Consider the following 11,307-nt stretch of genomic DNA (forward strand, 5'->3'; position numbering starts at 1 on the left):
CGTACGCGTCTCGCCAGTGCCGCTCGGACCCGCACCGGGGGCCGTACGGCCCAGCCCGCCGCCGCGGCACATGCCCCCGGCATGCCGAGGATCACAGGTCGATGAGGGGACGGCCGCGTATCCCTGCCCTGCCCCGAGCGGCTACCGTGTCCCTCGGAACCCGTCGGTTCGCGGCATGGGCCGATGGGAAGTGGAGGGCGTGGTGACCGGAACGGAGGAGCCCCGCGTGCGGCTGCCGCAGCTGAAGCTGGACGAGCTGCTGGAGGAGCTGCAAGCCAGGATCGACGCGGCCCGCGGCACCCGCGACCGGGTGCACAGCCTGCTGGAGGCGGTCCTCTCCGTCGGCCGCGAACTCGACCTGGAACAGGTCCTGCACTCCATCGTGGAGGCCGCGGCGGCGCTGGTGGACGCCAAGTACGCGGCCCTCGGCGTCATCGGCCCGGACGGCACGACCCTCGCCGCGTTCCACACCGTGGGCCTGTCCGAGGAGCGGATCGCCGAGATCGGCCCCTACCCGGAGGGTCACGGCATCCTGGGCGAGCTGATCCGCCACCCGGAGCCCCTGCGCCTGTCCAAGCTGTCCGCCCACCCGTCGTCGTACGGCTTCCCGCCCGGCCACCCGCCGATGAACACCTTCCTCGGCGTCCCGATCCGCGTCCGCGACCAGGTCTTCGGCAACCTGTACCTCACCGAGAAGCGCGGCGGGGCCGACTTCGACGAGGAGGACGAGTCGGTCCTCGCCACCCTCGCCGTCGCCGCCGGCGTCGCCATCGACAACGCCCGGCTCTACGAGGACTCCCGGCTGCGCGAACGCTGGCTGATGGCGAACGCCGAGATCAGCCGCAGCCTGATGTCCGGCAGCGAACGCGCCGAGGCCCTGGACCTGATCGCCGAACACGCCCGCGAGATCACCGGCTCGGCCCTCGCCGCCGTCGCGATGCCGATGCCGGACATCGAGGCGCTCGGCGTGGAGATCGCCGTGGGCGCCCAGGCCGACGCCCACCGCGGTCTCGTGCTGCCCCTGGACCGGACCCTGATGGGCCTGGCCTTCACCGCCGCCGCCCCGGTCACCAGCGACGACGTCGCCCACGACGCCCGTATCCGCCAGGAACCGCCGCGCTTCGACGGCCTCGGCCCCGCCGTCGCCGTCCCGATCGGCACCGGCGAGGGCGGTGCCCGCGGTGTGGTCCTGCTGGCCCGCGAGAGCGACCGGCCCGCGTTCTCGGAGAGGGAGACCGAGATGCTGCGGGGCTTCGCCGCGCAGGCCGCGATCGCCATGGAGCTCGCCCAGCGCCGGCAGGCCGCCCAGCAGATCGCGCTCCTGGAGGACCGCGACCGCATCGCCCGCGACCTGCACGACCTCGCCATCCAGCGCCTCTTCGCCACCGGCATGACCCTGCAGAGCGCGGGCCGCTTCATCGAGCACCCGCAGGCCTCCGAGCGGGTCCTGCGCGCCGTGGACGACCTGGACGAGACGATAAAGATCATCCGGTCCACCATCTTCGGGCTGCGCGCCCGCGAGGGCGCCGCGGCCGGCGGGCTGCGCGCCCGCGTGGTCCGGGTGGCCGGCGAGGCCGCCCCGGTGCTCGGCTTCGCGCCCAGCGTGCGCATGGAGGGCCTGGTCGACACCGACGTCCCCGGCGAGATCGCCGACCACGTGGTCGCCGTACTCTCCGAGGCCCTCACCAACATCGCCCGGCACGCCCACGCCGACCGCGCCGAGGTGCTGCTCGCCGCCGACGGCCGCGAGGTGCGCCTGCGGGTCCGCGACAACGGCGTCGGCATCCCGGCCGGGGGCCGCCGCAGCGGGCTGCGCAACATGGCGGAGCGCGCCCAGCGGCTCGGCGGCCGGCTCGACGTGACGAGAAGCGAGGGCGGCGGCGCCACACTGGAGTGGCGGGTCCCGCTGACCCCGGCCTGACCCGGCGCCGGGACCGGTGGGCACCCGGTCGGGGCCGCCCGGCCCATGACACCGGGCGGGCGGCGGCCACAGGCTGAACGTGCGCACGGCACCAGAGCCCCTGGAGGAAGCCATGGACGGCACTCCGACCACCGTGGACGACGTGATGACCCGCAGGGTGCTCGCCCTGCGCACCGGCGCGGGCTTCAAGGACATCGTGCAGGCCATGCGCGAGTGGCGGGTCGGCGCCGTGCCCGTACTGGACGACGCCGGACACGTGGTCGGTGTCGTCTCCGAGGCGGATCTGCTGCCCAAGGAGGAGTACCGCGACCGCGATCTCGACCGGTACGGCAGGACGCGCCACCTCGCGGGCCTGGCAAAGGCCGGGGCGGCGAGCGCGCGGGAGCTGATGACCACCCCGCCGGTCACCGTCGCCCCGGACGCCACCCTCGGCCACGCCGCGCGCGTCATGGCCCGCGCCCGCGTCAAGCAGCTCCCGGTGGTGGACCCGGAGGGCACCCTGCTGGGCATCGTGAGCCGCTCCGACCTGCTGAAGGTGTTCCTGCGCGGCGACCCGGAGATCGCCGGGGAGGTCGGCCGCGAGGTCGTGGCCCGTCTCTTCGGCCCCGAAGCGGCCGGGATCCGGGTGGAGGTGCACGATGGTGTGGTGACGCTCAGCGGCCGGGTCCGGGACACCGCGCTCGTACCGCTCGCCGCGCGCCTCGCGCGGGCCGTGCCCGGCGTGGTGGACGTGCGGTGCGCGCTGGCCGGGCCGCCGCGCCACCCGGATCTGGACCCGGACCTGCCGGACGCCGAGTCGGCCGGCACCCGCTGAGGGGCCGCCGGCGCGAGAGGAGGCGGTGACGATGACACGGACACCTGCCACGGCGGTCAGGCCGGTACGGCTGTGGCGGTGGCGGCGCAATCCGCTGCGCCGGCACAGCGATGTCGTCGAGGCCTGGATCGTCCTCGCCGGCTGGCTGCTCGTCCTGGTCTGCGGGGTCCTCGCGGGGCTGCTCGCGGCCCGGGCGTCCGCCGCGTCGTACGCCGCCCGGCTCGCGCGGGTGCACCCCGTCACGGCGGTGCTCACCGACCCGGCCGCCACCTCGCCCTCCGGCAGCGGCTACGACGACGGGCGGGTGTGGGCCACCGTGCGCTGGACCGACGCGGACGGCTCGGTGCACACCGACCGGGCGAAGGTCGCCCCCGGCGCCCCCGCCGGAAGCAGCGTCACGGTCTGGGCGAACCGCGCCGACCACATCGTCACCCCGCCGGTCACCGGCGCCTCGGCCGGCCTCCAGGCGGCCCTGACCGGCGTCCTCGTCGGCCCGGCGGCCGGCACCGCCGTGTGGTGCGCGGGCCGGCTGGTCCGGGGCCGGCTCATCCGGCGCAGGATGGCCGAGTGGGACGAGGAGTGGAAGCAGATAGGGCCGCGCTGGGGCAATCTCAGCGGCGGCCGCGGGTGAGCTGGGGCAATCTCAGCGGCGGCCGCGGGTGAACGGCGACGCGGGAAAGCTCAGCCCTCCGTCAGATGGCAGTCCACCCCCACGACGCCCTCCACACCCCGCACCATGCGCACCGCGAGCGGGATGCGCGTACCGTCCGTGACCCTCCCGGTGAGCGTCGCGACCCCGTCGACCACCACGACGTGCAGCGGCTCGACCGGCGCAGGGAACAGCACGTCCAGCACGTCGCGCCGGATCTCGTCGGCCAGTTCACGGTCCTCGCGCAGGAACACCTTGAGCAGGTCGCCCCGGCTGACCACGCCCTCCAGCACCCCCTCCGACGTCACCACCGGCAGCCGCTTGACGCGCTTGAGCGCCATGATGCGTGCCGCCTCGGCGAGCGTGGCGTCCGCGTGCACGGTGACCGCGGGCGTGCTCATCAGCTCCTCCGCGCTCACCCCTCCGGCCTTGGCCAGGTCGCCCAGCCGGCGCCGCTGGGTCATCCGGTCGGGATCACTGTCCCGGAACTCCTCCTTGGGCAGCAGATCCGCCTCGGAGACCACGCCGACCACCCGGCCGTCGCCCTCCAGCACCGGCAGGGCGCTGACGTGCCACTGCTCCATCCGGGCCACGATGTCCTTGAACAGGGCGGTACGCCCCACCGCCACCGCGGCGCGCGTCATCACGTCGCCGACCCGGCTCGGGCCCCCGGTGGTGCGGGCCTCCCGTGCGGGCGGCCGGGCGGTCACTCGGGGCTCCCGCTGCCGTAGGGCGCGTAGAGGTCGAGCAGCCGGATCCGGGAGGCGTGCAGCCGCTGGGCGACCACGCGGCCGACCCAGCGGGCGATCGCCCGCCCGAACTCCGGGTCCTCGTCGCAGCGGCCGAGCACCGGGCCGGCGTCGAACTCCCAGGCCCGGACCGGGCTCGTCGCCTCGGCGCCCAGCTGCCAGATGTGCGGCGGGAAGTGCCAGGACCAGCCGATCAGTTCGCCGTGGCCGAGCGTCTCGATGACGGCGGGCCGGCGGCCGGGCACCCGCAGGTCGAGGGCGACGGAGCCGGTGCGCACGATCCAGAAGCGGTCGGCGCGCCGCCCTTCCTCGAACAGCCGGGTGCCGGCCTCGAAGGAGACCTCGCGGGCGAGGGCCATCAGCCGATCGCGCTGTACGGGGTCGAGTGCCGTGGTCATGGTGGTGGCGGAGGTCATCGCACCGGCTCCCTTCCTGGGGTCGTGATCCCAGCGTGGGCGTCTGTGTCCGGCGCCGCCACAGGTCGCCCGGACCCGGCGCGGGGGCCGTTCGGCCCACGGACGGGCGCGGGTACCGGACGGACCGGGGCATCGCCGAGGCGGGACGCGACCGGGGCGGAGCGGGGAAAGCCACCCGCTTCTCGCGGATCCGGATTGCGCGGTGCGCGGCTCCCGGCCGCTTCTCCGCGTCTCGACGGCTCTCCCCGCCACCACCAGCACACCACGGGATCCGCCGGCGCACCAGTGCCGCCCGGTGGCGGGCCGCCCTGGCAAGGGGGGCCGTACGGCCCCAGCCGGACGCCGCCCCGATGGCGCACCATGGAGGACAAGCGCAGGGGGATATAAACACGCAAACCCGTCAAGGGGGCGCGGAGCGGAGAAGAGAGGCTGAAAGCATGGTCTTCGCATCTTGGACCACCCCCGGAGTCTTCACCGGCCGGGGCGGTGCCCGCACCGTGGAGGCGGGCGTCCTCACCGGCGACCTGACCGTCCACACCACCTGGGACGGCCGCGAGGCCGATGTGTCGGTGCAGTACAGCGGCACCTCCGAGTGGTTCACGCTCAGCGGCAGCCCGGTGCCCTGCCGCTCCGAACGCGCCAGCCGGGACCTGCACCAGGAGGTCGTCGAGTCGATCAGGAAGGGCGCCGAGGCCACCGTCCCCCCGTTCCACCAGACCGCCACCTCATAGCGGCGCACGGGTACGACAGGTTCAGCGACGGCGCGTCAGGCGTCCAGCGCCTCCCGTACGCCCGGATAGCAGCGGATCAGGTCGGTGAGCCCGACCAGCTCCAGGGTGCGCAGCACGGGTCTGCGCACCCCGGCCAGGCGCAGCCAGCCGTCCGGCTCATGGGCCTGGTGGGCGGCGATCAGGACGTTGATGCCGCTGGAGTCCATGAACCCCACCCCGGCGAGGTCGGCGACCGTGTGCGGCGCCTGCCCGGCGGCCACGGGCATCAGCGCGCGCCGCAGGGCGCCCGCGGTCCGGTGGTCGACCTCGCCGGCCACCGTGACCACGACGGCCCCGTCGTGCGCCGCCCGGCCGACCGCCAGGCCGTCCGGCTCCAGTGATTCCTCGGTGCTCGCCCTGTCTGTCACCCTTACCCCGGCCCTGTTCGAAGGTCCCTGAAGGTCCCTGCCCGACCCCCGCTCACCGGCCGCCTGCCCCGTTTTCCCCGGACGATGCCGTCCCGGTGCCCGGCAACGGTTCCCGGCGCTCCAGCCAGGCGCGCGGTACGGCCGCCACCCCGGTGCGCGCGGCCACGATGCCCCCGGCGATGGCACACGTGGTGTCCACGTCGCCGAACCCCTCCGCGGTGCTCCACAGGGCCGCCACGAGGTCACCGGGGTGGCGGGCGGCGCACCAGACGGCGAAGGGCACCGTGTCGTCGGCGCGGATCCGCCGCCCGCTGCCGAGCAGGTCCGAGGCGCGCGCGGGCTCGGTGCCGAAGGGCACCTCGGCGGCGCGGGCCAGCCCGTCCCGGACCGCGCCGTCCGGGGTCAGGGCGGCCACGTCGGCGACGCTCAGCGCGCCGCGCGCGGACAGCGCGGCCGCGACCGCCACGGCGACCGCTCCGGCGATGCCCTCGGGGTGGGCGTGGGTGACCTCGGCGGAGCGCGCCGCCTCCGCGACGACTCGGGTCAGGCTGCCGTGGAAGAACGCGCCGAGCGGCGCCACCCGCATCGCCGCGCCGTTGCCGAGGCTGCCCTGCCCGCCGAACAGCTCGCGCGTGAACTCCCGCCACCTGTCTGGGAGTTCGAGCAGGCGCGGCAGCAACTGGTGCATGCCGTGGCCGTATCCCCGGCCGGGATCGGCGTCGTAGCCGAGGGCGAAGGCCAGGGCCAGTTCGCGCGGGCGGGTCTCGCCGTGTTCGTCCAGCACCCGCAGTACGGCGAGGGCCATCGCCGTGTCGTCGGTCCAGCGCCAGGGCGATTCCTCGGGGGCCTGCCGGGCGCGGATCTCCCGCAGGGCGCGGCCGGGTTCGCGAAAGAGCGGGAACCAGCGTTCGCCGAAGGCGTCGCCGAGCGCCAGGCCCTCCAGGCTGCGGCGGGCGGCGGCGCGGTCCGTGGTCGCGGTGACGGTCATGGCCTTGATTCTGCCCGGCGGCTCACAGCGGTGTGGCGGCGTGCAGCACGACGGCCAGGGTGAGCGCGGAGTTGGCCGAGAACATCGCGGACAGCGCGGCCCCGGTGGCCGCGGTCCACACCGCGAGACCCGCCGTCGTGAACAGGGACGGCCAGGCACGGGTGGCGGGTGCGGGACCGAGGAGCGCGGCGACCCGGCGGGGGAGCGGCCCCGGCGCGGCGAGCGCGGGCAGCGTCGGGGCGGGCGCCGGACCGGTGGCGGCCAGCGCCGCCCTGCCGATCGCGCGGGCCACCACCCGGCGGCTGCCCACGGCCCGCGCGGCCTCCTCGTCCGCCCACCGCTCCGCCGTGTACGCCACCGCGGTGCGCAGCGGCAGCAGGAACGGGTTGGCGCGGGCGGCCAGCCGGACCAGCAGCAGATGGCGGTGGTGCCGGGCGGCGAGATGGGCCCGCTCGTGCGCGAACAGCGCGCGGCGCTCCCGCGCGGCCAGCGAGCCGAGCATCCCCGTGGACACCACGATCCGGTCCCGCCCGCCGCCGGGCAGCGCGTAGGCGTACGGCGCCGGGTCCGCCAGCACGGCCACCTCGGTGCGCGGCAGCCCGGCCAGCGCCCGGTGGGCCCGCCGCCGTACCCGTACATGGCGGGCCAGGGTGCGGGCGCACGCGGCGAGGACCGCGAGCAGTGCGGGGATGGCGGCCTTGCCCGCGATCTCGTGCCGGGGCACGCTCGCGCGCACCTCGGGGTCCGACCAGCCGTCCGGCAGCGGATTGCCGGGCAGCTGGGCGGTGCCGACCACCATCAGCAGGGCCAGGCACACCGTGCTGCACAGCGCCATCACGGTGGACACCGAGGTCAGCAGCACGGTCGCGGTGCGCGGGTGCAGCCGCTGCTCGGCCAGCCGGGCGATCGGCCACGCGGTCAGCGGCAGGACCAGGGGGAGGAAGACGAAGATTCCCATGTGCGCTCAGTCTTCGCCGTCGCCGGAGTCCAGCAGTTCGCGCAGCAGCCGTTCGTCGCCCTCGGGCAGCGCGGTGATGAAGCTCGCCAGCACCGCGTGCCGGTCCTGCTCGCCGTCGAGGACCCGGCGCATCTTCAGCGCGGCCAGGCCCGCCTCGTCCGCGGCCGGGAGCCACACGAAGGAGCGTCCCTCGCGCCTGCGGGTGACGGCGTTCTTCGCCAGCAGCCGGCCCAGGACCGTCATCACGGTCGTATAGGCGAGCCCCGCGGCCAGATGGTCCCGCACCCAGCCCGCGGTCACCGGACCGCCGGCCTCGTGCAGCGCCCCGAGCACCCGCGTCTCCAGTGCCCCCTGCGCCCTGCGCCGACGGTGCGCGTCCGGCTCCGCCACCCGCGTTCTCCCTTCCTGCCTGCCGCCCGTGTGCCGCAACCCCTCGTGCCGAAGGGGCGTCACATCGTACAGAGCGGACCTGCGCCGGCTTTCTTCTACAGTGTTGTAGATTCGCACCGGCGAACCGGTGAGGGCGACAAGAGCAAGGGAGCGGACCCGTGTCGGTCAACCTGAGCAAGGGTCAGCGGATCAGCCTCGACAAGGCGGACGGCGGCGCGCTGGACGCCGTACGGATGGGCCTGGGCTGGCGGGCCGCGCCACGCAAGGGGTTCCTGGCCAAGCTGGCCGGCACCCGCGAGATCGACCTGGACGCCTCCGCCCTGCTGTTCGCGGGCGGGCAGCTCGCGGACGTCGTCTTCTTCCGTCATCTGGCCAGCGACGACGGCTCCGTACGCCACCTCGGGGACAACCTCGTCGGCGGCGCGGGCGCCGGGAGCGACGACGAGGTCATCCTGGTGGACCTGGCGCGGGTGCCCGGCCATGTCGACCAGATCGTGTTCACCGTCAACTCCTTCACCGGGCAGACCTTCGGCGAGGTGCGGGACGCCTTCTGCCGCCTGGTCGACGAGCGGACCGGCGCGGAACTCGCCCGCTACACCCTCAGCGGCGGCGGCGCGTACACGGCGCAGATCATGGCGAAGCTCCACCGCACCGGCGGCGGCTGGCAGTTGCAGGCCATCGGCGCACCGGCCTCGGGGCGCACCTTCCAGGACCTGCTGCCCGCGATCAGCGCGCACTTGTGACCTTCTTGGCCGAATCATTGCGTGCGTCATCGCGTGCGCGTGGAACCGGCGGCGGGCGGAACTCGTTGATCATCATGGACGCGGATTCCCGCGGTGGCTGTGGAGGACATGCATGAGCACGACCCTGACCAAGGGCGGCAATGTGTCGCTGAGCAGGCAGGCCCCCGGCCTGACCGCCGTGACGGTCGGGCTGGGCTGGCAGGCCGACCCCGGTTACGAGCCGGACGGCAGCGCGCTGCTGTGCGACGCGACCGGCCGGGTCCTGTCCGACGAGCACTTCGTCTTCTTCAACAACCCGAGCAGCCCGGACGGTTCGGTCCGGCACGACGGCCAGGGCCGCCTCGCCGGCGAGGACGACCAGCGGATCCGGATCGACCTCACGCGTCTCCCGGACGCCGTGGAGAAGATCGTCTTCCCGGTCTCCCTGTACGACGCGGCGCGTCGCGGCCACACCTTCGGACAGGTGCGGCGCGCTCATATCCGCGTCCTCGACCAGGACGGCGGCACCGAACTGGTCCGCTACGAGGTGACCGGCGGCGCCCTCTCCCAGGAGACGGCGCTGGTCCTCGGCGAGCTGTACCGGCATGGCGCGGAGTGGAAGTTCCGCGCCGTGGGCCAGGGTTACGCCTCCGGCCTCGCGGGCATCGCGGGCGACTACGGGGTGACGGTGCTGGGGGAGGCAGCGGAGCCGGAGCCGGTACAGGAGCCGAAGCCAGTACAGGAGCCGGTGCCGGTGTCGCAGAAGGCTCCGGCGGCGCCCGAACCGGCGCCTCGGCAGGCCCCGGCACCGCCCGTCCCCCCGCCTCCGCCCGCCCCGCCGGGGGCATCCGTGTCCGCCGTTTCCCCGCATCCCACCGGGAGTTCCACCATGACCTGTTTCTTCGACCCCAACCACGGCCCCGGTGTCACGACCGTGACCTGGTCCCCGCAGTGGGGCGTGCCCCGGCCCGTCCAGACGTGCGGCGCCTGCGCCCAGCGCGTGCAGACCACGGTGCCGCCCTTCTACACCCCGCCCCAGCAGGGCTACCCCCAGCCGGCGGCACCGGGCTACCCGCAGCAGGGCTATCCCCAACAGGGTTACCCGCAGCAGGGATACGCCCAGCCCTACGACGACCGCCCGCACGACTACCGCCACCACGACTACGAGGAGCACGGCGGCGGCCGCCGGTTCGGCACCGGCGCGCTCATCGGCGCCGGCGCGGCCGGACTCATCGGCGGCGCGCTGCTGAACGAGGCGTTCGACGACGACGAACCGGAAGTCGTCAACAACTTCTACGAGGACTGACACCCCACCCGAGCAGCTCGCGCCGCCGTCGCGCGGCGCGCCACCCTCCCCGCGGCGGTCCGGCCTCGGCCCCGGACCGCCGGGCGGTCCCGGACGCCTACACTGGGGCGGCGCAGCTGCGCCGGCTGTGCTGAGGGCGGGGACGGGAGAGGATCGTGACGGAGAACGCCGGGGGGTACGACGATCCGCCCGCCGAGGTGCTGGCCGAGGCCGCCGCCGCGTTCGGACTGCTCGCCTCCTCCGCCCGGCTCCATCTGATGTGGGCGTTGTCACAAGGTGAGAGCGATGTCACGCACCTCGCCGACCGGGTGGGCGGCGCCCTGCCCGCGGTCAGCCAGCATCTGGCCAAGCTGAAGCTCGCCGGACTCGTCCGCTCCCGGCGCGAGGGCAGACGGCAGGTCTACTACATCGACGACCCCGATGTGGTGACCCTCGTCCGTGCGATGGTCGGCCAGCTGACCGCCCGCGCCCGGCACACCGCCGCCCCCGCTCGCCGGCTGCACGGGATCGGCGGCTGAGCGTCACCGGCCCTTCCGCTCACCGGGCTCCAGGCTTGGGTAAGAGCGCCCGCCTGTACGCTCCGCTCACAGACGGGGCGCGTAGACTCCGGCTGCCGTACCACCCCGCCCAGGGCTCGCCGGTGCGATGAGGTGCCTCACCTGTGAATCTCGTGTGCATCCCTGCCGTTCCGGAACCTTTGTTTGTTAGATTGCGCAACTACGCAATCAAGGTGGGGCGGCACGTCACCGCCTCGTACACCACCGCGCATGCCAGGCCGCAGCGTCGACGGCCCGGCCCTACCGTTCAGGGGAGTGGGAGATGAGCGACCCGTGGGACGGGCCGGCCGGCCAGGCCACGCGCCGCCGTGACCGACGGGTGCCCGGCCAGCGGGCCCCCGAGCCGGACGCCGCACGTGCCGAGGCGGCACCCGCCGAGGACCGCCCCCAGGGCGGCCGGGCCGCGGCCCGCGCGGCCGCCCGCTCCCGCGGCGCGAAGCGCGCCCGCAGGGCCCGCCCGGTGCCGCGCGCCAAGCGCGTGCTGAAGATCGCCGCGATATCCGTGTCGACGCTCATCGTGGTCACCGCCGGTGCCGGCTGGTGGTTCTACGACCACCTGAACGGCAACATCCAGAGCTTCTCCCTCGACGGCAAGGGCGGCACCGAGAAGCCCGACGCGTTCGGCCGCACCCCGATCAACATCCTGGTGATGGGCTCGGACGGGCGTACCAGCGCGGCGGACTGCAAGCTGGGCGGCGG

13 protein-coding genes and 1 pseudogene are annotated in these 11,307 nt (G+C 74.7%); 8 read left to right on the forward strand and 6 right to left on the reverse strand.

The window, feature by feature from the left end:
• The first annotated feature begins 175 nt into the window (after positions 1-175).
• From AC069R_RS29200 to AC069R_RS29210, 3 genes are all read left to right on the forward strand, one after another.
• Entirely contained in the window at positions 176-1,921 is a 1,746-nt protein-coding gene (locus AC069R_RS29200) for a sensor histidine kinase (protein WP_478769768.1), read from the forward strand.
• Between the two features lie 112 nt (positions 1,922-2,033).
• Entirely contained in the window at positions 2,034-2,735 is a 702-nt protein-coding gene (locus AC069R_RS29205) for a CBS domain-containing protein (protein ID WP_478769769.1), read from the forward strand.
• Positions 2,736-2,766: 31 nt separating this feature from the next.
• Positions 2,767-3,366 carry an Rv1733c family protein gene (locus AC069R_RS29210; protein WP_478769770.1) on the forward strand — a complete coding sequence of 200 codons (600 nt, stop codon included), beginning with the start codon at positions 2,767-2,769 and terminating at the stop codon, positions 3,364-3,366.
• Positions 3,367-3,416: 50 nt separating this feature from the next.
• On the opposite strand, the gene AC069R_RS29215 is transcribed toward AC069R_RS29210, so the two are convergent.
• Entirely contained in the window at positions 3,417-4,028 is a 612-nt protein-coding gene (locus AC069R_RS29215; protein ID WP_478769779.1) for a CBS domain-containing protein, read from the reverse strand.
• A gap of 62 nt (positions 4,029-4,090) precedes the next feature.
• A complete protein-coding gene (locus tag AC069R_RS29220) occupies positions 4,091-4,549 on the reverse strand; it encodes a Crp/Fnr family transcriptional regulator (protein WP_478769771.1) in 459 nt (152 codons plus the stop codon).
• 437 nt (positions 4,550-4,986) lie between these two features.
• Here AC069R_RS29220 and AC069R_RS29225 point away from each other — a divergent pair, with 437 nt between their 5' ends.
• Positions 4,987-5,280 carry a hypothetical protein gene (locus AC069R_RS29225; protein WP_471061478.1) on the forward strand — a complete coding sequence of 98 codons (294 nt, stop codon included), beginning with the start codon at positions 4,987-4,989 and terminating at the stop codon, positions 5,278-5,280.
• Positions 5,281-5,315: 35 nt separating this feature from the next.
• Here AC069R_RS29225 and AC069R_RS29230 read toward each other — a convergent pair whose 3' ends face one another.
• The 4 genes from AC069R_RS29230 to AC069R_RS29245 are packed head-to-tail and all read right to left on the reverse strand — an operon-like array spanning position 5,316 to position 8,023.
• On the reverse strand, positions 5,316-5,687 hold the full coding sequence (locus tag AC069R_RS29230; protein WP_478769772.1) for an STAS domain-containing protein: 372 nt from the start codon (positions 5,685-5,687) through the stop codon (positions 5,316-5,318).
• Positions 5,688-5,739: 52 nt separating this feature from the next.
• A complete protein-coding gene (locus AC069R_RS29235) occupies positions 5,740-6,675 on the reverse strand; it encodes an ADP-ribosylglycohydrolase family protein (RefSeq protein WP_478769773.1) in 936 nt (311 codons plus the stop codon).
• 22 nt (positions 6,676-6,697) lie between these two features.
• The gene (locus AC069R_RS29240) at positions 6,698-7,633 is read right to left on the reverse strand and encodes a M56 family metallopeptidase (RefSeq protein WP_478769774.1); all 936 of its coding nucleotides are present in this window, start codon (positions 7,631-7,633) and stop codon (positions 6,698-6,700) included.
• Positions 7,634-7,639: 6 nt separating this feature from the next.
• Complete coding sequence (locus AC069R_RS29245) at positions 7,640-8,023, reverse strand: BlaI/MecI/CopY family transcriptional regulator (RefSeq protein WP_478769775.1); 384 nt, start codon at positions 8,021-8,023, stop codon at positions 7,640-7,642.
• A gap of 158 nt (positions 8,024-8,181) precedes the next feature.
• Between AC069R_RS29245 and AC069R_RS29250 the strand changes: the two genes are divergently transcribed.
• From AC069R_RS29250 to AC069R_RS29265, 4 genes and pseudogenes are all read left to right on the forward strand, one after another.
• Positions 8,182-8,766 carry a TerD family protein gene (locus AC069R_RS29250; protein ID WP_478769776.1) on the forward strand — a complete coding sequence of 195 codons (585 nt, stop codon included), beginning with the start codon at positions 8,182-8,184 and terminating at the stop codon, positions 8,764-8,766.
• 112 nt (positions 8,767-8,878) lie between these two features.
• A complete protein-coding gene (locus tag AC069R_RS29255; RefSeq protein ID WP_478769777.1) occupies positions 8,879-10,051 on the forward strand; it encodes a TerD family protein in 1,173 nt (390 codons plus the stop codon).
• A 155-nt stretch (positions 10,052-10,206) separates the two neighbouring features.
• Positions 10,207-10,569: an ArsR/SmtB family transcription factor gene (locus AC069R_RS29260; RefSeq protein ID WP_397987898.1), complete on the forward strand. Its 363-nt coding sequence runs from the start codon at positions 10,207-10,209 to the stop codon at positions 10,567-10,569.
• Positions 10,570-10,870: 301 nt separating this feature from the next.
• A pseudogene (locus AC069R_RS29265) lies at positions 10,871-11,307 on the forward strand (LCP family protein); the annotation flags it as partial.

The sequence above is a fragment of the Streptomyces sp. NPDC043952 genome, from assembly GCF_056435325.1.